The organism is Acaryochloris sp. CCMEE 5410 (assembly GCF_000238775.2).
Lineage (GTDB): Bacteria > Cyanobacteriota > Cyanobacteriia > Thermosynechococcales > Thermosynechococcaceae > Acaryochloris.
The window spans coordinates 4,401,005-4,426,242 of record NZ_AFEJ02000001.1 but is presented as its reverse complement, the minus strand read 5'-3'; the positions used below and the strand labels follow the sequence as shown (position 1 = coordinate 4,426,242).

Genomic DNA, 25,238 nt, shown 5'->3' with positions numbered 1-25,238 from the left:
CTATTTGAGCGTCAAAGTTCAATCGTAAAAATGGTCGGGGCTCCTTGAGGGACACCGTCATAAACCATCATGGCAGTCATTTCCTTACCCTGATCTTCAAGGATCGTCAGACCTTCTGCCTTCGCCTCTGGATAGTCCGAAGGCCGGGGAATCTCACCAATCAATCGACAATACTCTGATGTGTCTGGCCGATCTTCTCCAGGAATCGTATCTTCACCATTCCAAAAATAGAGTTGATAAGGCCCCAGCCCATCTCCAACCGGGCCTGCGATCAGCAAAAAGCCATCCTGCACCCTCGTTATGTCCCGAATCCCATTCCCCGCTAGTTGCACGAATCGTAATTCATAGTCCAGTAAATCATCAAACGTCGTGACCATCACAGGCACAAAGTTACCGCGTAAGACGGGGCCTCGGAACCCAATATAAAGGTATTTATTATCAGCAGCTAATCCTTCAATATCAATCCCGTTCTCTTTACTAGGGATATTGAGAAAGCGACTCAGAATCGTATTTTTCTCTAATACACCTTTCAATTGGGTGTTAGATTCTCGTTCTAAAACTTGCCCAGTATTACCATCCAACTTGAGTTGGAAGATTGTATTTTTCTTCGTTTCTACAACGACTGTTTCCAGACGTTGACGATTTTCAGCATAGGTTTTAGTGGCTTTTATTCTTTTCCGCTTAGATGAGTGAGAGCCAATGACACACAATTTTCCATCTGTAGTAATGGACATTCCTTCAATATCTATCTCTTCCTTCTCATCATCGAGCTCTAGCGGCACGTCCTTAATTAATTTGAAGTCTTGCCCATCTTTCTTCAGAAGACTAATGATATTTTGGCTTTCATCTGATCCTACAAAAATATAGTCTTCAAAATATGCAATGGCACTAATATCTTCTGTTTCATGTATTTCACCGAGAAAACTTATTTCTTCTATTTTTCTAAGACTCGCCATCATTCCCCCAAAAGAAAAATATATTGTTCATTATTCACATATCCATTGATCAAACTGGGTAAAGATCAGAAGACGCCCAACTTTCTAGCCTCTGTTAACCGCTTACATCTGCGATCAGAAGCTCAACTCATTGAAATGTAGTTATCAATAACATCACGAATGGCTCAGTAGTTCCCTCCAGTGCCCTATACATTCTGAGATTATGAGTAATAAGAATCATCAAAGCCGATGGGAATACGGTAGTGAACTACACTGGCAATCCACCCTAGAATTAAAGGCTTTATGCCAAGGCGAAACGATCCATGAGATTCTGCCCCATGCCAAGCTACATGGTACAGGATGCTCCACGATTCGAACGATTCTCAATTACGGCAAAGATACACGCGGTTGGCAGAGAGTATGGGTGCCCACTTATTTAATTTCGGATGTGATTGCAGCTATCGCAGATAGTAGTCTGACGGTTGAGTATTACCAGGATAATCCTTTGCTCAAGTCTCCCGGTTTACCAGAAGAGACTCTTACTTCTTCTGATGTGCTGTTTCGACTCAATTATTTTGGTTGGAGAGGCACCGAAGCCATTCTTTCCCCAACGGATACCGGTTGCGACATTATCGAAGATCATTGCCATGATCCAATCGGGCCATGGGCACAAAACAGTCAAGCGACCTATTGCTTAACGACTTTAAGGAAAGTTTATCCTCTCCCCGATGGAGCCATTTTATGGTCACCCATCGGCGAAGCGCTACCTGATGAGCCTGAACTGACAGTCAGCCATCTCTCGGCGGTTCAAAATAAGTTGAGTGGCATGCTCTTAAAGCAGATTTATCTCAATGGTGGCTCTATCAATAAAGCAGATTTTAGAGAGAAAGCTATTGTTGGAGAAGAAGAAATTGGTGGCGAATGCGGCATTTCAGGCATTTCAGAACTCTCCCGATATTTTTTATCCATTCTCTCGATTACTCAACTCAGTCAACGTCGTTTGGACAATTTTCAAACCTTCAATGAACTTGCTTCCGATTCAGTTAAAGCCTATATCGAGCAAGGTCAGTTAAAACAGAGCTGCTACCCTTTTTCAATTGTGTTTCGATTTAAGGACAGAGCGCAAAGAGAGAGTATTCGCAGTGCGTTAATCCAAGAACACGTTTACCCAGCAATTTTTTGGGATCTACCAACCGATCTCAAGGATAGTCAAGGACTCGAATTTTCATCCACCATGTTGTCCATTCCCTGTGATTTTAGGTACACGACTGAGGATATGCAGCGATTGGCAATAATCTTAGACAGTGCCATTTCTACCTGTAGCGACTTAGCCAAATCTTGAGGATTCAAGAACAACAAACCCGCTCTTGGTACACAGAGCTATAAGGACAGCCAAGGTACCTTATGAAGAAACCTGCATGGTTTCGTTGGGGATAGCAAGTCCAAATTTGGGCTTAGGGATATGGAGACCGTAGGTGATGCGATCGCAAGGTTGCCACTCTTCATCCGCCTTGGCAATACGCAATTGGTCTTGGCGCTGAACAAGCAGCGGAATAACGGTTCCAGCACTAATCAAAGCCTGCAGATGATCTCGCTGCCGCTTAAACTTATGCTCATCGATATCCAAGACCGTATCGGTAATTTTGACTTCATTGGTGCTGAGGTACTGATTCCATTCTTTAATCGAAAGCTGAGAAGAGAAGGCTCGCTTCACCTCTGGGCTTGCCAATTTTTCCGCCGGTTCAGCCACTTCCGTTTCTGGCGACTGATCGGGATAGACGGCTAATACTCGCGGGGGTCGAAATTCTTCCATTACCCGCTGGGCTAGTACCGAGTTGACCTCAGAATTACTGGTGGCCGTTAAAAAGGTGCCGATGGAAGCTAGACCCAGATTATCCAGGGCATCCATATTCAGGGCACTGGTTCGATACACCGTCAGATTCTCGGCTTTCGCCTGCTTACAGTATTCAGGATTGGCATCAATCATCACCACATCTTCGCCCCGGCTCTTGATCAGATGGGCAACCGTCCGGCCGAACGGATTGCAGCCCACAATCATAGCCCCTCTCGCTTCATCCGAGCGGACCTTGAGCCAGCCAGCCACCCATCGAGCAGACAGTCCCTGCACACAAACCGTCAAAATAATGGTTAAGAAGACGAGGGCTTTAATGGCATCACCCCCATTGATCCCTTGTTTGGTCAGGGAAATAGCAAATAAGGAGGCCACCGATGCCGCCACAATTCCTCGAGGAGCCACCCAAGATAAAAATGCTTTTTGCCGCCAATTCAGGTCACTGGACCAGGTCGACACCAGGATATTCAGAGGGCGCACAATCAGCATTAATGCTGCAACCGTAAACGTTCCTCCCCAACCCAACGCAAAAATACTGGCAATGGACAAATCGGCAGATAGCAGAATAAATAAAACTGAAATCGCCAGAATGCTGAGTTGATTCTTAAATCGCAACAGCAGTCGCTCTTCTGGCAACGCGGCAATTTTAAGCATGATGCCCGCCGCTACTGCCGTCATCAAGCCTGATTCGCTAATCAAGGCTTGGGAGAGGCCAAATAATCCCCACAAACCGGCTAAAACCGATAAATTTTTTAAGTCTTCCGAGAGGAATCGAGCCCGCTTGAGAAACAGGCCCAGTAGCCATCCTCCGCCAATTCCAATCACGCCCCCAATCCCCAGACGCAGCAGCAGGCCGCTGACAATAGTGAACGGATCCGCATTCCCTTGCAGAACAATATTGAGGACGACGACCGCTAAAATTGCTCCGACTGGATCAATCAGAACGCCTTCCCCCTCCAAAAGGGTCGACACCTGTCGGTCGGCATTCACCTGTTTCAGCAGGGGAGCCACAACTGTTGGCCCCGTCACTACCACCAGAGAGGCATAGAGAAAAGCAATTTGCCAAGGGAACTCGCTCAACCAGTGGGCTGCTAGACCACCACCAAACAAGGTGACCAACGCTCCCACCGTCACCAAATTGCGCAAGCTAGTAGAAACTTCTTCTACCTCCCTCAGCTGTAAGTTCAGCCCTCCTTCAAACAGGATAAGCGCCACACAGAGAGAGACCATCACCTCTAAACCATTGCCTAGCAAGCTGGGGTGGAGCACCCCAAAACCGCTCGGCCCCATGGCAATGCCAAACAGTAGCAGAAAAACAATACTGGGAACTTTGAGAAAATCAGCAATCACCTGGGCTGAAATCCCTGCCACAACAGTGATCACCATTAACAGGGTAATTTCTAAATTTCCTTCCATGTCCTATCGTCTTGAGGCCCGTTGAGCCATTACCAGGGTGGTGAATTCATGTTGAGCTTACTAATCTTAGCAAAACCCATAGCTCTCCTATTCCCCGTCTTATATTTGTGGCTGACTAGGAAACCAAACAACCATCCACTTTTTCGAGTACAGGTCACTCAGTCATATAGTCATCAAGGTCACTTTCAATTCCTAACGTCTGTAAGCACTCTACATCTATACGATTAGCCAGCAGTTCACTATCAATCAGCCCTCCATCACAGTCGAAAATTGCCAGCTTAAAATTCATGCCAAGTCTTTGGCACTCAGCTTTTCAAACTGTTGCCAGCAGAGGAACAAAGCTCTAGGTACATGGAAGCAGCCCTTCCACTTTCCACCTTTAAGCTGCAAATGGACTTGTCCGGCTCGATTTAGATAGCCAAACCATTCTCGACCCGGATCGGCAAAATGAGACCAGCTATAGTCATGCACCTTTTGATACCATTGCCAGCATTCTTCTCGACCGGTCAAGCGGTACCCAATCACCAAGGCCACTAACGTTTCTAGATGAACCCACCATAATTTTTGGTCCCACTCCAATTGCTGGGGAGGATGTCCTGCTGCATCTAGGAAGTAGAACAAGCCGCCATACTCCTGATCCCAGCTAAAGTCCAAGATATTCAGCACCACATCAACGGCCCGCTCAATTAACGCCGTATCATAGCGACGTTGGCCAATATCCATCAAAAACCACATAGCCTCAATACCATGGCCAGGATTAATTAATCGACCTTCAAAGCAATCGACCTGGTCACCCTCTGGAGCCACGGCTTCAAATACTAAGCCTCGTTCTGCATCCAGAAAATCGGTCATCACCTCTTGCACCGTCTGATCCAAGACCTGATCCAGCTGAGTGGCATCGAGCAGGGGGGCCATTTCTAAGGTTAAGTTCGCCAAAATCATGGGAACGGCAAGGGATTTTAAGGGACGTGTCCCAGGATAGAGTTTGTTATACCGTCCTTTAGGATCTTGTTGGCGTCGGAGAACATTGTTATAGGCTTGGAGGGCCACAGCTTTTGCGGCGTCTTCCTGGGACGCGATCGCAAATTGGCTAAAAGCCATCGCCGCAAAGCAATCTGAGAAGATATTGTAGGGCTGCACTAAAGGTGCTCCGGCCCGATTCAAAGCAAAATACCAGTTACCGTCTGCATCTCGTCCTTTTTTGGCCAGAAAATCAGCCCCCAATCGGGCCACTTCTAGCCAGTCAGGGTCTGGAGAGAGCTGATTATAAAGCATAGAGAAGGTCCAGACTTGGCGGTTTTGCAGCCAAATAAATTTATCCGTATCGTAGACCTGGCCTTGGGTATCTAAGCAAGTAAAGTAGCCCCCTTCCTGCTCATCTAAAGAATAGTTTTGCCAAAACGGGAGGACATCATCTAACAGCGCTTGTTTGTACTGTAAGGCCAGTTCTGCAAACGTCAGGTTCATCCCTTCTCCCGATGATCAATGAGTGGTTATCAGTGGAGTTGTTACTTCTCGTTAAAGACCAGCGGCTTAAGTAGAGCTGGGAGTCGATTCTGCATCGGATCGAGCAATCCAGTCTCCATAACGCTGGGCATAAAAGCTCAGAATTTGATCAATTCGCGATTGATCGGCGGTCGGCAAATCTTGAGGATGGCGCAGTCTTAACCAACCAATTTGGCTCAGGGAATAATCAAAATGTTTGGCTTCTTGAGGCAATAGCTCAGTTTCAACACCCTCTACTTGCAGTAAATGGGCAGCAATCTCGCGATAAATCGCTAAGGGCAAACCGGGGCATTGGATATCGTACTCTTTATGGGTCACAGTAATGCTGTCTTTCAAAACAACCAGGGTAAGACCAAAATCTCTTATGGCTCCGCCTGAGGTAAGGTGCAACAATTTACGTCATCGAGACATACTTTACCCCACTGCAAAGCCCACCGAACGAGAGCAACGCGGTTATCCGTATCCGTTTTAGTGAGGATATTGCTAATGTGGTTGTCGACCGTTCGCTTACTAATATCTAGCCGCTGAGAAATTTCTTCATTTTTAAGGCCAGAAGCCACTAGTTCAATGACTTGCAACTCCCGTTCAGACAATTGATGATTTCCTTGCAGCTCGCCACTACTCATGCTCTGCCGTGTACCCCTGCATAAATACTCATTCTCATCTTCACATTGTAGGGATTAACCTCACAATCTGCAGGTTTGGAACAGATTGTCATATTTAACAACAACTTTATTAAAAGTTTTAGAGGAATAGAAGCAGTGCTGAATAGATTTTGGTAGAAACAGCACTACTTAACTCACCCTGTTTTGATCAATAGCCAAAGGTGCGATCGCACTCAGTTCCAAATCAGGGTGATCACCATGCATTTGGTGCAAATTCCATTCATTCTTAAACAGTAAAACAGGACGCCCCCAGCTATCTTTGACGGTGATGGCATTAAAAATTCGCCCCACGGACTCTAAGGCCGACCATCCCCCTTTGACCCACCGGGCAACGGAATAGGGCAATAATTCCAACCGAGTTTCAACACCATACTCATTTTGGAGTCGGAATTGAACCACTTCAAATTGCAGTTGCCCCACCGCTGCTAAGATCGGGTCACGCTTAATTTCATCTTCAGAGTACATAATTTGTACTGCGCCTTCTTCCCGCAACTCAGAAACACCTTTCTGGAATTGCTTGAATTTAGAGGGATTCGGATTTTTTAGGTAGGCAAACAATTCAGGTGAAAAGCAAGGAATCCCTTCATAGGCCAGTTTTTTTCCCTTAAAAATGGTGTCGCCAATGGCAAAAACGCCTGGATTATTTAAACCAATAATATCCCCGGGATAGGCTTCTTCTAGGGAATTACGGCCCTGGGCAAAGAGCTTTTGGGGACGAGAGAGGCGAATGGTTTTGCCTGTACGGGCATGGCTTACGGTCATATCCTTCTCGAACTTGCCCGAACACACCCGGATAAACGCGACCCGATCGCGATGTTTCGGATCCATATTGGCCTGGAGCTTAAACACAAATCCCGAGAAATCTTCATAGGTCGGCTCAATGGTGCCTTGGGTACTCTCATAGGCCCCTGGCTTCAGGGCATAGTCCAAAAAGGCTTCCAGAAAGAGTTCCACCCCGAAGTTGGTCATGGCACTGCCGAAAAAGATGGGGGTCATCTGGCCGTTATGAACCTGCTCCAGATCTAAGGGAGACCCTAATTCCTCAATCAGTTCCAGCTCATCCTTAAGCTGAAAATAGAGTTCCTGATCCAGCAAAGACTCTATTTGTGGATCGCCTAAATCAATTTGGGTGTCGATGGCCTCCCGCTTGCCATGATCGCTGCGCTGAAAGAGGTGGATTTTACGACTGCGTCGATCAAACACCCCTTGAAAGCGATCACCCATGCCAATGGGCCAATTGACAGCATAGGTCTGCAGTCCCAACTCTTGCTCAATTTCGTCAAGTAGTTCTAAGGGCTCTCTTCCAGGTCGATCGAGCTTGTTGATAAAGGTAAAAATAGGCAGGGACCGTAACTTGCAAACCTCAAACAATTTTCGGGTTTGCGGCTCTAAGCCTTTAGCTGCATCCACTAACATCACCGCATTATCAGCAGCGGCTAAAGTGCGGTAGGTATCTTCACTAAAATCTTGGTGACCCGGCGTATCTAATAAATTAATTTGGCAGTTCTGATAGGCAAACTGCAACACCGTCGAGGTAATCGAAATTCCCCGCTGTTGCTCCATTTCCATCCAATCAGACGTCGCATGACGTTGAGCCCGTCTGGCCTTAACCGCCCCTGCTTCATGGATGGCACCTCCGTAAAGCAGTAGTTTCTCCGTCAAGGTGGTTTTACCAGCATCAGGGTGAGAAATAATCGCAAAGTTGCGACGAGCTTCTACCGCCTCAGCCAACTCAGTTTGCAATTCAGTGGGCATACAGATGACTAGATTGAGGAGTTTTCAGACACTTTATTATAGGTCAGGAAACTGGTAGCCCTTGTCGATCCGGTCAAAGTAGCAGAATTGACGACCCCAGCTAGACTTTGATCAAGGCTTTAGAGTTTGCTTGAGCTTCTAATACTGGCAAAGCGTGTAACTGTTGTTGTTGATCTACCGGTAAAGCGGCGGCTGCTTTCTGGACTAATGCCAATAACTCTTGATGATGAAATGGTTTCCCTAAACAAGCCATTGCCCCCGAGAGTCGTGTCCGAATGACATCACACATGCCTCGTTTAGGAGCCATGATAATCACGGGCATTTCCCGCAAAGATTCACGCCGATGAACCATCCGACAAAGCTGATAGCCATCTAGATGGGGAAGTTCTGCATCGACTAACGCCAGAACGGGTGGACGCTTGAGCAAGGCAGGCAATGCTCGAATTGAATCGCTCAAACGCATCACATCATAGCCTGATGGCTCTAAGACCTGAGTCACATAGCGCTGAGTCAACTTACTCTGGTTGATACAGGCCACCCGAGGCCGGGTTAATACCTCACCCAGATGATAGGGGTTCATCCCTAATGCTCCTAATTTGATCAGAGGATGAAGTGAAATAGCCAAATCGCCCACTTTGACACTCAAGGTATGGGCCAACTGATACAAGGACTGTTCTTGCTCTAGGGCATGAGTCAAATGGTCTAGATGAGGGAGGCTCTCACTAACATAGTCTGCATACTCAGCAAACTTATCAGTATCGATAATATAGGGGCGTGAAAACGGAGATTGAATCTCAGTGCTCAGCAGTGTCCATTGATTAATCGTCTGCTCTACAGGTAAAACCAAATCCCACAAAGACATACATAGCAAAATAGGGTCAATCTGAATATTGGCCTCAAATTGATACTGAGCATGGGGAATAGCCAGAGCATGAATCAGAGCCTCTTGGGTGACGGCCATCAGCAAATCTCGGAGCTGATCATGGGAAATATAATCCGCTTGCCACAGATGGCAGAGAAAAGAGTAATCCGAAATAGGTTCTTGAGGGCGAGACCCTTCGAACTGAGGCATGCAGCGCTGAAGTAAGTAAGATAAGCGCTCTTGATTGCCAACAATGCTTTCGGCAAAATTTACCCGACCTTGACTGAAAGATACTCGCCATCCAATCGACAGATCATTAGGATCTCGAATCACCACTCGACCCGAAGGATACGCATGAATAAGATCCCTCAGGGTTTCAGCTGTAGATTTTTTAACTCCAGTGTCAAAAGCGGTCATTGCTTTCTTTTTGCCTAAGTGAAGACAATTGGCTTGAAGCATCTTTCATTCCCCCCGATAACTAAGTCTTGCTTGATGTTCAAGCAAGTTGAAGATGCTGCTATAGGTCGAAGACCCAAGCTTTGGGCTAATACACAGCATTAGAAATGGTGGTCATATGCTGCTGAAGGCTAAAGAATTTCTTAATGCCCTCAAACATAGTAAGCCCCGAGATGACCTCAGTATTATCACTGATCATACTTCAAAGTTAAAAAGAGCCCATGTGAGACTCTCTTTAAAATGGTTACAACTCTTACTGTGTATAAATTATAAGTAACATCAGAGATCTTTAATTAATCTTCTATAAGAGAAAAATATCCTCTTATAGATTACTCATTCTCCGTAGAAATACGGGGTTTTATCCAACTCAAAACAAGAGTTGCCAAACTAAAAGTTGATCCAAGCACTAACAGCATTCATGGGCCACTGTAGCGATAAAATATGTTCCCTATCTGTGCTTTACGCAACAAACAGGGAGTCATGTTGAAGCCACCGCTAATAGTAATAAGGATTATCTGGTTCAGGGATAGATTTGAGGGTCTGGGCTTGAATAACAAGTTGGCGTTGACCATTGAGGGTCTCCGTCGCCATTTCGCCTTGTATCGCCAGCCAGGAATCCACTGCGTAGTTTTGGCGGCTTTTCTCTAACTTCACTGGCAAACCCACAGGATAAGCATCTGCAGCACAACAACTAATCACAAAACGCGTCAAGGTGAAGTAGTTATCGGACAAGTCTTCTGGATAAACGACAAAGCCATCCACATTCACCTTTTGCCCAGCATAGGCATCGGGTTCTGGATACACATCCAGGGTACGAATCCACTCCAATAATGTCCGACGCTCGGGTTGGCTGGTGGTTCGGAAGGCTTGAGGGCTCACCCGAGTCACCATCGTTTTATCCTGTAAGCCCCGCTGAATGGCTGTTTGGCTGGTGAAAGGACGGGGGGTAATTAGTAATCCAATTAGGGCAGCAACAAGCATAATTCCGCTCATCACGGGAGGGGATAGTAAAGACAGGTGCTGAGACCGCATGGGAACTCGCCGACGCCAAAGCTTTAAGACCTGAAGACTCGTTAACATCAGCAAAAAACAGCCTGCTGCCAGGGTCAAGCCATAGTAGTTGGGATGAATGAGTAGCCCCAGTTTGCCAGACTGCCAATATTGCAGAATTAAAATACCCCATAGGCAGAGGGCCAAAGTGGCCAATCCTTCGGATAGGTAAGGGAGCAGTCTAGTGCGTATACGTTTTGCTGTCATAGAGCCTATCTCTAACTAATCCACAGATTAATGATCAGGGTAAACACCAAGGTGAGCTGAAAGACCATGGCAAAGATGTAAAAAACAGCCCGGGGTTTAAAGACCATTAATAATAAGCCCATACTTTTCAGGTCAAACATAGGACCGAAGACGAGAAAGGCGAGGAGAGCACCACTGGTAAAGGTAGAGGCAAAAGAAAGGGCAAAAAATGCATCTACAGTCGAACAGATGGAGATGATCCCCCCTAAAATCACCATGGCAAACACCGAAGTCACTGGGCCTTGACCAATGGCGAGGATAATATTGCGGGGCACCGATACTTGAATAATGGTTGCAAGCAGGCTGCCCAGCACTAAGACACCCCCCATTTCTCGTAATTCTTGGATGGTGTTGTCTAACAAGAGCGGCAGCTTGTCCCATAGGGATTTGGGCTGAGGGGAAGCAATGGCCATAACGGCATCCAAGTTGGCGGCCTCTAAGGCAATGGGATTGCTGGGTTGATCGAGGAAGTAGGTGCCAGATTTTAAAAAACTTGAAGACTCTGTCGATTCTGCTGGAGATGCGCTGGATAGGACAGGCATTAGGGTCGCAATGTTGGGCTGCAAGAAGGGTTTGAGATCCGATTGCCAACTAAATACCCAACCAATAATGGTTGCGATCGCAAAAGAAAACACGACTCGCAAAATCACAATTTCAGGCTGATCTGGGAATGCGGTCCACGTCGCCCAAATCACCACGGGATTAATGGTTGGCGCTGCCAGCAAAAAGCCAATCGCCACCGGAGCAGATGCCCCTTGAATCAATAAGCGTCGAGCAACGGGGACATTGCCACATTCACAGACAGGAAATAAAAAGCCAAATAGGCTGCCCGAGAGGGCACCCAACAATGGATTCTTGGGGAACATGGCAATTAGCCGCTTCTCATCAATAAAAATCAGCAGCACCCCCGAGACCAACACACCAAAAATCAAAAATGGCATGGCCTCAACCATGAGGCTTAGAAATAGGGTTAATCCACTACCCAATTGGGACATTCGCAGGCTTCCTATACAGTGAGTGTCTAACAGGATGAACGGCTAGGAGTAAAAAAATTGAAGTGTGACCGGCTAACGTTTGCATCTCAGCATCAGTATCTACCCTAGGCGATGAACCTATCATTTGTCTTTGAATCTGCCCGATGACCTTTAGCTATCCCCAGGGTCACCTTCTCAGGCTGCGCCTAGACAGAAGATTTTAGGGTAGATCTCCGCCTTAAGAAGCAGAGTAGGCAGGCATCGTTCAGTAAGTTTGATATATTTTAGGTTGGGTAAGCTGCATTTGAACCTAAGAATCTATAGCTAAAGCTCATGTTTCAATTGGTTCAGGCTTGCCATCTATCGTGACCTTGAACATCAGTAGAAAGTGGCCATCATAGCCCCCTTCTCTCATTTCAAGCACAGCCCTTTGGGATCTTTAACCAATGGATGCTCCCCCGCGTAATCTCATAGGAGGAACTATGACCTGGATTACTCAAAACACATATGGTTTCAAACAAAGCATCCTGGATCAGTTCGAGCAGCTCGATGCTGATATCAGAGATCTGAATGACCAGGTTGCTCAGCAAAGTCAACGGTTAGAGTTATTTACCTCTAACTTAATGATGGGTTTATTTATCGTATCCGTCTCCGCTAGCTTGCTGCTGCTCACCCGCCATGCTTTAGAACTGTGGCTGGTTTACCATCCAACCGGTGCTCTACTATAGCCCGACTCTCAGAAACCGCTTCTAGCCGTTCCTGAGCGCTCATACCTTTAGCTGTGGTGTCGATACCCACTGCTAATCCAACTCTGTTTCAAATCATACTCACCGGCTTTCTTCTTGAGCAAGAACGTCGGTATTTTTTTGTCTTAACGCTCTAAGCATTGAGGATAAACCTGATATTTTGACAGAGGCCCTCGCGATATTGAGGTTGTTTTGAGCAATCAGTTTCGGTTTGAATGTCATCAGCACTGCTCCCAAACCCAGGCCCGTGTTGGCACCTTTTATACTCCCCATGGTCCTGTGGATACGCCCCGGTTTATGCCCGTGGGAACCTTAGCCAATGTGAAAACCTTGACCCCAGCTCAACTGCAAGAGACGGGGGCTCAAATGATTTTGGCTAATACCTATCATTTGCATTTGCAACCCGGTGAATCCATCGTGGAGCAAGCCGGGGGTCTACATCGATTTATGAACTGGCCAGGGCCTATCTTGACGGACTCCGGTGGTTTTCAAGTCTTTAGCCTCAGTGACATGCGTTCCATCGCCGAAGAAGGAGTGAGTTTTCGGTCTCCCCGGGATGGTCAAATGATTCATCTCTCGCCCGAAACTTCCATGGCGATTCAAAATGCCCTGGGAGCAGATGTCATTATGGCCTTTGATGAATGCCCCCCCTATCCGGCGAGTCGAGATGCGATTCAAGCCGCCACAGAGCGAACCCAGCGTTGGCTAGCCCGTTGCGTTAAGGCGCACGACCGCTCTGATCAGGCTCTATTTGGCATTGTTCAGGGGGGAACCTTTGCCGATTTGCGTCAAGCTGCTGCGCGATCTGTGGTGGAATTTGATTTACCCGGCTATGCCATTGGCGGTGTCAGTGTGGGAGAACCCCCGGAACTTATTGAAAAAATTGTCAAAGTGACAACGCCCCTGTTACCGGTCCATAAACCCCGGTATCTCATGGGGGTGGGCACCTACCGAGAGATGGTGCAAGCCATTGCTGCCGGGATTGATTTGTTTGACTGTGTGATTCCGACGCGCTTAGCCCGTCATGGCAATGCTTTAGTCGCCGGAGAACGATGGAATCTCAAGAACAATCGATTCCGGGAAGACTTTACCCCTCTGGATTCTGCCTGTCCTTGCTATACCTGCCAAAATTTTACGCGGGCCTATATCAGTCATTTGTTACGTTCACGAGAACTTCTCGCCTATACCCTCTTAAGTATTCACAATATTACGGAGCTAATTGGCTTTACCCAGCGTATTCGGCAGGCAATCCTAAATGATCAGTTTCAGCAAGTCTTTGGCACCTGGCTATCTTCTTCGGATACTCCGCTCGATTAATCGCTCCTCAATCCGCAGCTAAGGGTGATTTTTGGTAGCTCATGCTAACGGCTAGGATAGAGACGATGCGGGTGGATGCCTTACATGCCCTTGGCCGCTCTAGGTCAGTGATCCATTTTTGGCAGCAGGATTCATGTTAAGATATTTAGCGATTCAAAAAGCTGTGTTGGAAGGAACATTTATTCATGGAAGCAGTTCTGCTGTTGGCGAAACTACCTGAAGCCTTCTCCGTTTTTAGCCCGATTGTGGATGTTATGCCTGTTATTCCACTTTTCTTCTTGGCGCTTGCTTTCGTTTGGCAAGCAGCGGTTGGTTTTAAGTAAACAACACGCATTTTAATAAGCCGTTGATTTATTAATAAACCGTTAACAGGCCTTCGTTATAAATCAGCTTTAGGGACCACCCCTAAAGTTGTAAAGGGAAGTATTTTATTGCTTCCCTTTTTTATTGGTCATCGGCGATCGCAGCAGAGGCTATTGCCCAGCCATCAGAAAAGAGGTGAGCCAATAGGGACTGCTTGGGTAATAAATCCCTGCAATCCAGCCACCGCTGAGGGTGCCAATCGACAAAATAACCATCAGCAACAGGGTAAGCCGACGACTGAGACCCGACGATTGTAGTTCCAGCCGTGCCAAGGTTTGGGAGGCTAACAACACCACAATCAAGCCAAATAAAGTTGAAGCAGCGACGGCCATGGTGATGATGCCACTGAGAATCAGCATGGAAACGACTCCCCTAGGGCCCAGACGAAACATCCGCTTGGTCACTTCTTCTCCCCAAAACAACAGGATTGTGAGGGAAATCGCGACGAACCAAGACCCCATCGCCCAGCCAATATGGTAGGCCGAGAGGTGCCAACCGAGTAGTCCATAGGAGACCCCGACACAAAGCAATGAGAGAATGGGGGTAATCATAGGCCGTTTAGTCTGGATTCACGTTTTCTAGTGTACTCATGGATAGCTAGACCGTCTGGTGCAATTTGTTGCGATTTCTGAGAAAGCAGTTTGATTCATACCGCCTCAGCACCATTCCACGCTACGCTCAACTAGAGTAGGGATATGCCTACCTCTCTGTAGTCCTGTTCTGTGAATAGCCGTAATGGAGATTCATCCTCTGTCAGACCAGCCCTCTCTCTCCAAGGATGCTGTGAATACTGATCCGCACCACCAACAGATGATGCAGCGTTGTTTACAGCTGGCTCAACAGGCGGCTGGTTTTACGACGCCTAATCCCCTTGTGGGCTGTGTGATTGAACGGGATGGAAAAATTGTCGGTGAAGGCTATCATCCTAAGGCTGGAGAACCCCATGCTGAAGTATTTGCCCTGAGAGCGGCGGGGGATAAAGCCAAGGGCGCTACCGCCTATGTCAGTTTAGAACCCTGTAATCACTTTGGGCGCACTCCGCCCTGTTCCGAAGCGTTAGTCAAAGCAGGGGTGGCTACGGTGGTGGTGGGGATGGTCGATCCAGATCCACGAGTCTCAGGTAAGGGGATTGAGCGCCTTCGAGCTGCAGGTATTCAGGTGATTACAGGGGTAGAAGAGGCTGACTGTCAACGCGTTAATGAAGCCTTTGTTCATCGGGTCCTCTATCAGCGCCCGTTTGGCATCCTTAAATATGCCATGACCTTAGATGGCAAAATTGCCACGACTGCAGGCCATAGCGCTTGGATTACCAAGGAAGTCGCCCGTGCCCATGTGCACCGACTCCGGGCCACTTGTGATGCCGTGATCGTCGGTGGCAATACAGTCCGCCGGGATAATCCTCATTTAACAACCCATCACAAAGCAGATGCGAATCAGCCCCCCAATAATCCCCTACGGGTGGTGTTAAGCCGGACCCTTGATCTGCCGCCAACGGCACATTTGTGGGAAACAGATATCGCTTCTACGATTGTGCTCACCCAAGGTCATCCGAATGGGAAGGGTCAGGCCTACCTAGAAAAGCAGGGCGTAGAAGTCGTGAACTTAGACGAACTAACACCAGCAACGGTGATGGCTTATTTGGGTGAGAAGGAACTGCTATCAGTGTTATGGGAATGTGGAGGGACCTTGTCTGCCCGTGCGATCGCAGATGGTTCTGTCCAAAAAGTCTTGGCCTTTATCGCCCCCAAAATTGTCGGAGGCCAAAATGCGCCTTCCCCTGTGGGAGACTTGGGTTTCAATCAGATGACGGAGGCCCTTCAGTTAGAGCGGGTACGCTGGCATATTGTCGGTGAAGATTGCCTCGTAGAAGGATATCTACCTAAGTCAACCTCTGAATAATCCTCTTCAGCATGGGGCGTTTACTGATTCCGCAGGGCCATCTCAGGATGCTGCAGCCTAGTTGTCCCTGAAGTCACTGCTATGCAACATGCGTGACCGTAGGACTTCATAAATAAATAAACTCCCTGCAACTGCCACATTTAAAGAATCAACCTGACCCACCATGGGAATCTTGAGGAGAGTATTACACAGGGACCGCTGTTTTGGAGACAACCCTTTGCGTTCCTCACCTAAAAATAGCAGTGTATTTTTGGGATAGGTAAAAGTGTGAAAATTTTCCTCGCCATCGGGAGAAGCACCAATCACATAGCCTTGATGCTGTTGTAGCCACTGAGACAAGGCCTGATCATGAGTCCGAATAAATTGTTGCTGAAATACTGACCCCATAGAGGCCCGGACCGTAGACGGTGCATACGGATCAACTGCCTGATTCAGGAGAATAAATCCAGTGCCACCCCCCGCGTCTAGGGTGCGGATCAAAGTGCCAAAATTCCCCAAGGATCGCACTCGATCTAGAATCACCCACAATCCCATACTGGGCGTGATCGATGGTAAGCGCTGCCATCGTTGTCGAATAATGGCCCCTATTCCTGAAGCCCGGTGAGTTTGAGAAATCTCGCGAAATTGCTCTGGAGACACCGAAATTGTCTCTACTCCAGACCGACGACAGCGTCGGACCAGCTTGCGAGCTAAAGGCGCTGTCAGGAGTTTTTCGCTATAGACAATAACAGCAATATCGAGGCGGCTATCAGACACGTGTACAAAGTTACGTACTCCTTCAATAAAGCAAGCCCCTTGAGCATCGCGATATCTCCGATCGGTCTGTAGTCTTTTAATACGATGAAGTGTTGCGGCAACACTGGATGCAGAACAGTCAGCACTTTTCCTACTGACCATCCTCCTTACCCTGCTGGATCAGGGAGTGAATATGAGTACATGCAATATTCATGGACGGAATCAGGCTTTGCCTGGAACTTGAAGCGATGAGGAATGAGAAATCTATTTCCCTAGGATAAAGAATAGCAAAAACCTGCCAATGTTCAGAACAAGGCCGTATTGGCGTCTTGTAGATCCCCCACTTCACATAAGTAGCCAGCAGGAATCAGAGATAAAACGGTCAATTTATCTTGCTTATTACATTCCAGCTTGATTAATTCCGGTAAATCCTGAATAAGAACCGATACTCGCTTAAAAAAAGCATTAAACCAAAGTTTGAACCCCAGATGGATAATGGCAGTAATTTTGCGATTGCCATCTCCCCGAAATTGAAACTGTGCATTGCGATCAATTTCAAAATCAGCTAGATAGGCAAACTCTGGCTTAGTCTCCGTTAAATAGTTCGCTGTTACCTTTGCACCTAAAAATACTTTGACAACACCACTAAAACAATTCACTAAGTTGAGAAAATCATAAATGGAGATGTCTTCAGTCATGGTGGTTGAAGGATGCACTATAGCATTATTGAAATAGTGCGTAGTCACAGTTTTTTCAATCATTACTATATTTCAGAGTGGGTTCTACAGGGGCAGACGGTATATTTTGGGAAATATACATTTTCAACACATCATTCTGTATACAACGCTAAGAACAAGTCCATTTCTGTCAATAACAGCAGACTTTGCTCTAGATGTACGCTAGACGGTTAGTCTTGGAGGAATTTATACACTGTATATTTAGTGCTTTATTTTGACTGTATTGAATTTAGGTGAAGAAAAGCAGTCAAAATTCGGGAAGATATCGGGAAGTTTGCGGAATCAAACCTGTGAAGCAGCTCCTAACCAGATGAGCTATGCATGGTTCTTAAAATCACTTGGGGTGGCTGATGTTCATGATTTCCTAGTTATTTGCCATTCACGTTTCTATGCCTGCCCGTCATGGGTTCGACTTCTCCATCAGCGTTACCTGCAAGTTACTGTTCCCTAGCCTCGCTCGCTTTTAAGATGAGCTGATCCAACGCATCTTGCATGTTACGAACCACCCGGTCATAGCAAGCTTGAACATAGACTTTATCCTTGGCAGCTTTTCTGCCGTACCGCTCAAAGTGAATCGGAGGGCAAATCTGTGTGTGAATTTGTATGGGCAACGGAAAATTGGGCAAGGGTCCGATGCTCAGTCCCCAGGGTAACCCCAGATAGATGGGAAAAATAGTTGGATCCGTATCTAACAGCCAGGGCATACCTAGATGATGCAGCTGTTTTATAAATTCATAACAATCCGCTAACACCCACAAGGTGTCATGGGCTCCCCAGGAGATAAAGGGGATAATTGAGACCTCTTCTTGGAGGGCTAGCTTGATAAACCCTTTGCGATCGCAAAAATGAATCCGGTCCCGCAGTCGATGGGGTCGAAACACATCCTGGGCGCCCCCTGGGAATACGGCAACACTAGCACCCATCTGAAACGCCGCTCTTGCCACTGTTGGATAAGCCCGAATCGCTCCTCCTAAGGTGGCAAATTCAGCGACACTCGGACTGACTTGCCACATGCCCTTATGCATCAGTCCATAAATCGGTCGTTCAGCCCCAAACCGACAAAACCAGTCATACATCAACATATGAAGGTCAGGGGCTGCTAATCCACCATTGTGAGAACCGACAAATAACGCTTTCGCGGTGGGAACATGTTGCCAGCCACTGGTTTGGACCCGAAAATAGCAGTCGTAAAACCACTTCCAGCGCGGTATCAAAGCTGCGATCGCAGCCGGATCCCGATCGTCAAGGGACCACCCCTGTCGGGGCTTAGAGGAGACAGTGGACTTCACCAAAAGTTTCTACAATCCCGTTGCAGTGCACATCATCAACCCACTGCTTATCTAAGCATAGACAAGGGTTCATCTACTCACTTGGGTGTACCAGTCCTTAGGCTAGAGAGAAAGAGAGTACTGCTTTTATCCCAGAACTATTAGAGTCCAGGCCTCGTCTTCCCTCAAAGTTCTATATCACCATCCTCAGCGTTAAGTCTTTTTTGGCACCACCGTTTGATAGGCAGAATCGCACATCCCATCCCATACATCACTCAGGGATAAACATCTGACAACACATACTTTAAACTTAATGCTAGAGATCGACCGTCTTTCTAAACAAGGGAATTGCTTTTAGGACTTGAACCGCTAATAACGTAACTGCTACGACACCAAGGCAATACAGCAAATTTGGAAACAAGTTTGTAGAGAATGGAATATTTTGAAAATATTTTATAGACACAGCACCGACAAACCGATGGAGCAGATAGATCCCAAACGTACTGGTCCCCACTACCACAAAGACAGAATTTAATAGCTTATTTCCATAAGACAAACTGGACAGAAAATAAAAGCAGGCTGCTGACATGACCAATGTCATCATGGAATAGTATCCATTCCAAACCGTATCGTAGAAAGATTGACTAGAAACAGTTGTCATTACTCCATACAAAAATAAAGACACCCATGCCAATAAGAATGAAAATAGACTTTTTTTCCTAAGGGAGATTGTCCGTTTAGCCCCTATCTTATCCGGTGAAAATTGAGCAGAAAGAATGCCGCCCAAAATAAAATAAATATAGGTATAGGCGTACTGATTAAATGGATTGAGACCTGGGAAAAAGTTAAAACTGTTAGAGTTAATATAGTTAAAGCCTAAGACTGTTTCAGCTACGTTCAAGATCGTATGAAGAAATAAACTGCCAAATGAAAATATAAACACCACAAAACACAGTATTTTTAAAGTCAGCTTATTATCTTCCAAGTCATACACAGCCTTAATCACAGGGAACAATAAATAGACAGAAATTAAGGCTTGCAAAAACCATAGATGGTTACTCACATGAACTTTCAGCAGGAACCATGCGCTCACAAATTCTTTAATGGAATAGGTTGCCCCATCAATAGGAATAAATAGAGCAAGCGAAATCAAGCTCCACAGATTCAACAATATATATAGATAAATCGTTTTTTTGATATGCTTTCCTAGCCGATAGGGACGATTTAAGAGCAAAGCTCCATTGACCATAAAAAATAATGGAACTGCCATACTGGAAAGGCCATAAAACAAATAATTGATATATACCCCTAGACCAGGGTTATTAATGATGTCCAGATTTAAGGCATTGTAGTGATAGATGCAAACTAAAAAGATAGAGATCGTTTTTAACGCATCAAAGTAATAGATGCGTGTTTTGGGTTTCACTTGCAAATCTTGCATTTCAAATTCACCTTGAATCGTCAAGTGACATCCGCTATGAGATGTATATGGGATGCAAAATTATTATTTCACTAGGGAGTAGCCTTGTGGGCACAAGGCATCACTACGATGAAGACCCTGATTGTTCAAGCGAGGCGACGAAGGGGCTGGAGCTACGGGTTGGTTAGAACGGCACACAATAGATAACGAGGCAGGGTTGTTTTACGTTCCTCCTAGAAAAAATAGGATGGTTCTACTGACCAACAGTAGAGAGACCGATGAGCCATCTAATCGATACTTTGAAGCAAGTCCCGGATTTCCGCAGTGCCCATGGCCGTATTCATCCGTTATGGCTGCTGTTGCTATTGATGGTGATGGGCATGCTTGCTGGATATCAAGGGTACCGTCCGTTAGAAACCTTTGTGAGCGATTATCGCCAGCCTTTAAGTGAGCTATTGGGGCTTGAGAGCCTCGAAGTTCCGTCTCACTGTACCTTTCGTCGAGTGATGAAGGGGCTTGACTTCCAAGCGTTGAGCCACCAATTTGAAGCATGGATGCTCTCGAAAGCCCAGACTCACTCTCCCGATAATTATGCAGCCTCCATTGATGGCAAACGGATTCGTCAGGGGCTGACAGATGCCAAGGGAAGCAGCGTTTTGTAGGGTTGGTGAGTTTATTTGCGGTGGAAGCAGGCATCACCCTCAAGCTCGAAGCCCTCACTCAGGAGGATAATAGCGAAATCAAAGTCGTCCAGGCACTGTTGGAAACCCTTCAACTCGATGGCTTGCTGATTACCATGGATGCCTTACACGCCCAAAAAACACTTGAGAAGATTGTGGCCTCGGGTAACGACTATCTTGTGGCGGTCAAATCCAATCAGGGAAGACTTTACGACCACCTCCAGACTTACTTTGAGTGTCTTAAACCCATGGCTGAGCACATCCACTCCGCCCAAAGTAGAGGACGAGATGAACATCGGTGTATACAGGTTTATGAGCCTGTCGGCATAGCCTTACAGGAATGGGAGGCAATTCGCTCTGTGCTTTGTGTCCAACGATGGGGCACTCGCAAAGGAAAGGAGTATCACAATACGGCCTATTACATCAGTTCAGCTGCCACCTCACCCCAGCATTGGCAATCTCTGGTCCGAGAACATTGGGGCATTGAAAATCGGTTGCATTGGCCGAAGGATGTTGTTTTTGGCGAAGATGATTATCGACTCGAAGATGAACAAGCACTGCTCAATTGGTCAGTGCTTAGAACTATTGGGATTAATATCCTGCGGCTAAACGACTATCAATCCCTCAAAACCGCGATGACTAAGCTGGCTAATCGGGTCGATATTATTTTTTCGCTGCTAACTTAAAACAGCCCTGGATAACGAGGAGGGTTGTGCTGTCTTTCGCTGGTCATTTCCAAAGCCGAAGGTTGGACTTTCTAAGCTCCGCCAAACAAAACCGATATAGCTTTGCCACTGCGGTTTGTGGGGAAGGGCCGTAATCCATACTGCTTGGTTTTGCCCTGACGGTAATACATCTGACTGGGGAGCTTTCAGAGCAAACATCTTGAATTTATAGTTTGTTGTGAATCGCTTAGCATCAACCTGCAGCTCACCTATGTCAAGCGCAAATCGATCATGCTCCAGATAAAAAGCCTGCTGTGCCCGCAGGATATAGCCAAGGGTTGAGCGGCCACCCAGCTCAATTGCCCGAGTCGCTTGAGTCTGCAATCTGGCATGCATCCGATCAATACCACGTTGCAACTCTCTTCTCACTGTAGAGCTCTCGATATAGTTGCTCTTTAAACTAGCCGATTTGATGTCTCCTAAGGATGCGCCAAAGAAAAGAGCATTGCTTAAGTTGGCGTTGCTCAAGTTCGCTCCCTCTAACTCTGCCGCACGGAAATCAGCCCCCTCAAGGCGAACACCAGTTAAATTCGCGCCTTGGAGATTGGCTGTGTAAAAACGCGTACGCCCTCGATTCTGCCATGTGTCCTCCTTCCTGAACTGGTCAATAAAACCTTGAACCAACCCAGGCATCTCTACATTCTCGGAGGATGTCTTGAGGGGAACATCAATGATGCGTGCCAAATTAACCATTTCAGCCAGGGAACAGATCAGAGCCTGATCAGAGCTACGAAATGGGTTCAGGACTGCAAATGCACCCAACTGGGCTAACTCTGCATAGACGTCGTCACATTTATTCTGACTAAAAGCACCCTGGAGCTGAGCCCCGCGCAGATGGGTTGCCGTCAAATTGGTTGCCGTTAAGTTGGCTCCCCTCAGATTGGCATTTCTTAAGTTAGCGCCACTCAGATTGGCGTGACTCAAATTAGCGCGGCTAAGGTCTGCATTTTCTAGCTCAAGATTCTGTAAATCAGCATGGCTTAATTCGCAATTTGGGCAAGAACCCGTTTGCTTGACCTGTTGAACATGGTCTTGATTGGCAGCCACAGCAGCGCTAGCCATACTCACGACTACGGTGACAAATCCTAGATGCCAAGCAGCCGTCTGCATCATTCTTCGCTTGCTGCTAGCCACACAAATCTACTAGCCATACAAATCTATTGCAGCGATCTAAGACTGGTTTTGAATGGCATATTCTCGGAACCGTTGTAAATCGCTGCGGAGATTGGATTCCACCACATTCCCCAGGAACAGATTATCCATAAACTCCCCCACTACACCGGGAATTTTATAGGCAACCGTGAGTTTGACCACACTGGTATCTTGCTTGCGATCATAAAAGCGAATTGCCCCTCGGTTAGGCAAGCCATCCACGGATTCCCACTGAATAATTTGATTGGGAATTTCTTTAAGGATGCGAGATAACCAAGTAAAGGTCAGACCGCCTCCAGACAAGGTCCACCGGGACAACTCAGGTTTGTCTTTTAAGATTTCAACGGAATCAATCCAATTCATCCATTGGGGCATGAGTTCTAAATCAGACCAGAGGTCCCATGCCGTATCAATGCTAACGGGGACCTCGACTTGTTCACTATGTTCTAGCCAATCTGACATGGATATTTCTCACTCAGTTGCTGAATCGTAGTCGCGTTTTCTAAAATGGCCTGGGCAGCTTGATGGCCGGAAATCGTAGCCCCTTCCATACTATCGATATAGTCTTGATTGGTGTAGCTTCCGGCTAGGAAAAAGTTAGGAATGGGTGTTTTTTGGTGGGGACGATAGGGTTCCATACCGGGCGCTTCTCGATAGAGAGACTGGGCCAGCTTGACCACACTGTACCAAGTCATATTTAGGTCTCGGGCCGAGGGGAACAGCTCTTGAACCTGCTGAAGGACATGGTTAGCGATTTCTTCGTTGCTCTTTTTGATAAAAGGATCGCCAGGGGTCAGCACCAGCTGCATGAGAGACCCTTCCCCTTCTTTGTAGTAATCGCTAGGGCTCGTCAGGGCTAGATCGGCGAAACAAGAGAAATCAGCATCGGCAGTATAGAGCAGGTTATCCAGTCCCGTTGCTTTTGCCACTTGCTTGCGAGCTTGGGGGTCTTTCATTTCGGTGACCCAGCCATCAAAGCGGAGCTGCACGGTGGCCACAGGAACCGCATCAAGTTTATAGATATTGTCAAATTCTGACCAGTGGCGCCAATCATCTGGAATCAGGCGCTTAATGCCAGGGACATCGCAGGCACAAACATAAGCATCTGCTGTAATAATTTCATCCCCTTCTTCCTTCGCCACTCGGAGGCCGGTAATATGGGTCTCGTCATCTTTGTTGTCGTACATCACTTCTAGGGTGCGCCGACGCAGATGAAATTTAACGCCCCGCTCTTCTAAGTAGTTAATGATGGGTTGATGCAGATATTCTTGGGGTGAGCCTTCAAGCATCCGTAGCATGGAGTTTTCGCGGCGAACCGCAAACATCTGAAAGATGGTGAGCATGCAGCGGGCGGAGATATTTTCACAGTCGATAAATCCAAGGGCATAGGCAATGGGATTCCACATACGTTTGATGCTGCCGTCACTGCCCCCATGACGGCGGAACCAATCGGCAAAGCTGACATTATCTAGGGCGCGGATGTTGCGCATGGCCCCTTCGTAATCGACTAGGCCGCGAACAATGGGGCTGGTACCGAGTGCGATCGCATTCTGAATCTTGTCTCTCAAGGACAGTTGCGACGTCGTAAAAAAGGCTTTTAGGCCATTAAAGGGTGCCCCAGCAAAAAATCGGAAGTCCAGGGCTCCGAGACGCCCACCTTTATTCACAAAGTTATGAACATGCTCTTTGAGCAAGAAGTGATCTAAAGCCCCTACCTTTGCCATCAGGGCAAACAGGCGACGGTAATTGCCAAAGAAGACATGCAGACCCATTTCAATATGGTTGCCGTCGTCATCGACCCAGCTACTGACCTTACCGCCAACAAAGGGACGAGCTTCGTATAGCTCGACTTCATGACCGGCATCCACTAAGTCAACAGCGGTGGCCATCCCTGCCAAACCCGCACCAACAATCGCAACACGCATGCTTCTTTTTCTCAAACAAAGGGCTTGAACTGTTACTCACACAGCTCAGATCTTGAATGTAACAAATTATTGCATATCTTTTGGCAGAGTAATTTAAGTTTTTAGTCTAATGCGGTTTTCTGAGGCTTATTGCAAAGGAGATAAAAAGACGTTAAGCAAGTTCTATTCAGAGATTTTATTTAGCAATTATTTGCAGATAACTTACTAAATGATTACCTTAAAATCGTCTCACTGGAATGGTTAGAAAGCATTGATTCTTAAATTAAATCAGCAAAAATCATTCTTTGAAATTTAAATTATTTCACTGCAACATGACGTCAGCAATAGCTTATCTCGACTAGGATACAAGCGACTTCGCACCTTAGATTTTCACTGGTGAATGAAGAACCGGGCTTGACCTCTTCAAGACTGACGATAGTCCTTTTCCAGACACGTATAGGGCATGGCTGATGGGGTGGAATCAAGGCAGGTCATTCTCATACTTTTTGACTAGAACAAACACTAGATCACCCCAAAGACACCTGCATGACCGATTGAAATTTTCTTCGCTCCCC

General features: G+C 46.8%; 23 protein-coding genes. 6 read left to right on the top strand and 17 right to left on the bottom strand.

What is annotated here, in order from left to right; translation table 11 throughout:
* Positions 1-11: 11 nt before the first annotated feature.
* On the bottom strand, positions 12-959 hold the full coding sequence (locus tag ON05_RS20380; RefSeq protein WP_029315198.1) for a DUF3616 domain-containing protein: 948 nt from the start codon (positions 957-959) through the stop codon (positions 12-14).
* Between the two features lie 199 nt (positions 960-1,158).
* On the opposite strand from ON05_RS20380, the gene ON05_RS20375 reads away from it, so the two are divergent.
* Positions 1,159-2,277 carry a hypothetical protein gene (locus ON05_RS20375; RefSeq protein WP_010473479.1) on the top strand — a complete coding sequence of 373 codons (1,119 nt, stop codon included), beginning with the start codon at positions 1,159-1,161 and terminating at the stop codon, positions 2,275-2,277.
* 60 nt (positions 2,278-2,337) lie between these two features.
* Here the strand turns inward: ON05_RS20375 and ON05_RS20370 are convergent, their stop codons facing one another.
* The 8 genes from ON05_RS20370 to ON05_RS20335 all read right to left on the bottom strand — a co-directional run bounded on the left by ON05_RS20370 (position 2,338) and on the right by ON05_RS20335 (position 11,738).
* On the bottom strand, positions 2,338-4,203 hold the full coding sequence (locus ON05_RS20370) for a sodium:proton antiporter (protein ID WP_010473481.1): 1,866 nt from the start codon (positions 4,201-4,203) through the stop codon (positions 2,338-2,340).
* A gap of 285 nt (positions 4,204-4,488) precedes the next feature.
* Positions 4,489-5,670, bottom strand: coding sequence for an AGE family epimerase/isomerase (locus tag ON05_RS20365; RefSeq protein ID WP_010473484.1), 1,182 nt, complete (start codon positions 5,668-5,670; stop codon positions 4,489-4,491).
* 66 nt (positions 5,671-5,736) lie between these two features.
* Complete coding sequence (locus ON05_RS20360) at positions 5,737-6,027, bottom strand: hypothetical protein (protein ID WP_010473485.1); 291 nt, start codon at positions 6,025-6,027, stop codon at positions 5,737-5,739.
* Between the two features lie 44 nt (positions 6,028-6,071).
* Entirely contained in the window at positions 6,072-6,335 is a 264-nt protein-coding gene (locus ON05_RS20355) for a helix-turn-helix transcriptional regulator (RefSeq protein ID WP_010473487.1), read from the bottom strand.
* A 168-nt stretch (positions 6,336-6,503) separates the two neighbouring features.
* A complete protein-coding gene (prfC, locus tag ON05_RS20350; protein ID WP_010473488.1) occupies positions 6,504-8,129 on the bottom strand; it encodes a peptide chain release factor 3 in 1,626 nt (541 codons plus the stop codon).
* Positions 8,130-8,229: 100 nt separating this feature from the next.
* Complete coding sequence (locus tag ON05_RS20345) at positions 8,230-9,450, bottom strand: response regulator (protein ID WP_010473489.1); 1,221 nt, start codon at positions 9,448-9,450, stop codon at positions 8,230-8,232.
* Between the two features lie 492 nt (positions 9,451-9,942).
* Positions 9,943-10,704 (bottom strand): TIGR03943 family putative permease subunit, encoded by a 762-nt coding sequence (locus tag ON05_RS20340; RefSeq protein WP_063710529.1) that lies wholly within the window; start codon positions 10,702-10,704, stop codon positions 9,943-9,945.
* Between the two features lie 11 nt (positions 10,705-10,715).
* Positions 10,716-11,738, bottom strand: coding sequence for a permease (locus ON05_RS20335; protein WP_010473491.1), 1,023 nt, complete (start codon positions 11,736-11,738; stop codon positions 10,716-10,718).
* Between the two features lie 461 nt (positions 11,739-12,199).
* Here ON05_RS20335 and ON05_RS20330 point away from each other — a divergent pair, with 461 nt between their 5' ends.
* From ON05_RS20330 to ON05_RS20320, 3 genes are all read left to right on the top strand, one after another.
* Complete coding sequence (locus tag ON05_RS20330; RefSeq protein WP_010473492.1) at positions 12,200-12,445, top strand: hypothetical protein; 246 nt, start codon at positions 12,200-12,202, stop codon at positions 12,443-12,445.
* A gap of 210 nt (positions 12,446-12,655) precedes the next feature.
* A complete protein-coding gene (gene tgt / locus ON05_RS20325; protein WP_010473494.1) occupies positions 12,656-13,780 on the top strand; it encodes a tRNA guanosine(34) transglycosylase Tgt in 1,125 nt (374 codons plus the stop codon).
* A 185-nt stretch (positions 13,781-13,965) separates the two neighbouring features.
* Positions 13,966-14,103 (top strand): photosystem II reaction center protein K, encoded by a 138-nt coding sequence (locus ON05_RS20320; protein ID WP_010473496.1) that lies wholly within the window; start codon positions 13,966-13,968, stop codon positions 14,101-14,103.
* A gap of 150 nt (positions 14,104-14,253) precedes the next feature.
* Here ON05_RS20320 and ON05_RS20315 read toward each other — a convergent pair whose 3' ends face one another.
* Positions 14,254-14,694 (bottom strand): hypothetical protein, encoded by a 441-nt coding sequence (locus ON05_RS20315; RefSeq protein WP_010473499.1) that lies wholly within the window; start codon positions 14,692-14,694, stop codon positions 14,254-14,256.
* A 184-nt stretch (positions 14,695-14,878) separates the two neighbouring features.
* Between ON05_RS20315 and ribD the strand changes: the two genes are divergently transcribed.
* Positions 14,879-16,042, top strand: a complete 1,164-nt coding sequence (ribD, locus tag ON05_RS20310) for a bifunctional diaminohydroxyphosphoribosylaminopyrimidine deaminase/5-amino-6-(5-phosphoribosylamino)uracil reductase RibD (RefSeq protein WP_010473500.1) — start codon at positions 14,879-14,881, stop codon at positions 16,040-16,042.
* A 57-nt stretch (positions 16,043-16,099) separates the two neighbouring features.
* Here ribD and ON05_RS20305 read toward each other — a convergent pair whose 3' ends face one another.
* The 4 genes from ON05_RS20305 to ON05_RS20290 all read right to left on the bottom strand — a co-directional run bounded on the left by ON05_RS20305 (position 16,100) and on the right by ON05_RS20290 (position 20,247).
* Entirely contained in the window at positions 16,100-16,939 is an 840-nt protein-coding gene (locus ON05_RS20305) for an RNA methyltransferase (RefSeq protein WP_029315201.1), read from the bottom strand.
* Positions 16,940-17,082: 143 nt separating this feature from the next.
* The gene (locus tag ON05_RS20300; protein WP_139025760.1) at positions 17,083-17,475 is read right to left on the bottom strand and encodes a hypothetical protein; all 393 of its coding nucleotides are present in this window, start codon (positions 17,473-17,475) and stop codon (positions 17,083-17,085) included.
* A 476-nt stretch (positions 17,476-17,951) separates the two neighbouring features.
* Positions 17,952-18,803 carry a lysophospholipid acyltransferase family protein gene (locus tag ON05_RS20295; RefSeq protein WP_010473506.1) on the bottom strand — a complete coding sequence of 284 codons (852 nt, stop codon included), beginning with the start codon at positions 18,801-18,803 and terminating at the stop codon, positions 17,952-17,954.
* A 295-nt stretch (positions 18,804-19,098) separates the two neighbouring features.
* Positions 19,099-20,247, bottom strand: coding sequence for an acyltransferase (locus ON05_RS20290; RefSeq protein WP_010473507.1), 1,149 nt, complete (start codon positions 20,245-20,247; stop codon positions 19,099-19,101).
* 233 nt (positions 20,248-20,480) lie between these two features.
* On the opposite strand from ON05_RS20290, the gene ON05_RS20285 reads away from it, so the two are divergent.
* Positions 20,481-21,568 (top strand): ISAs1 family transposase gene (locus tag ON05_RS20285; RefSeq protein ID WP_262562060.1). Its coding sequence is split into 2 segments (ribosomal slippage): positions 20,481-20,841 and positions 20,841-21,568, totalling 1,089 coding nucleotides; the frame shifts between segments, so codons are not numbered across the junction.
* On the opposite strand, the gene ON05_RS20280 is transcribed toward ON05_RS20285, so the two are convergent.
* Genes ON05_RS20280 through zds form a run of 3 tightly spaced genes read right to left on the bottom strand, consistent with a single transcriptional unit; the run spans position 21,560 to position 24,684 of the window.
* Positions 21,560-22,720 (bottom strand): pentapeptide repeat-containing protein, encoded by a 1,161-nt coding sequence (locus ON05_RS20280; protein WP_262562058.1) that lies wholly within the window; start codon positions 22,718-22,720, stop codon positions 21,560-21,562. The genes ON05_RS20285 and ON05_RS20280 overlap by 9 nt on opposite strands.
* A gap of 57 nt (positions 22,721-22,777) precedes the next feature.
* The gene (locus ON05_RS20275) at positions 22,778-23,221 is read right to left on the bottom strand and encodes an SRPBCC family protein (RefSeq protein ID WP_010469725.1); all 444 of its coding nucleotides are present in this window, start codon (positions 23,219-23,221) and stop codon (positions 22,778-22,780) included.
* A complete protein-coding gene (gene zds, locus ON05_RS20270; RefSeq protein WP_010469723.1) occupies positions 23,206-24,684 on the bottom strand; it encodes a 9,9'-di-cis-zeta-carotene desaturase in 1,479 nt (492 codons plus the stop codon). Before zds ends, ON05_RS20275 begins: the two co-directional genes overlap by 16 nt.
* Between the last annotated feature and the right edge of the window lie 554 nt (positions 24,685-25,238).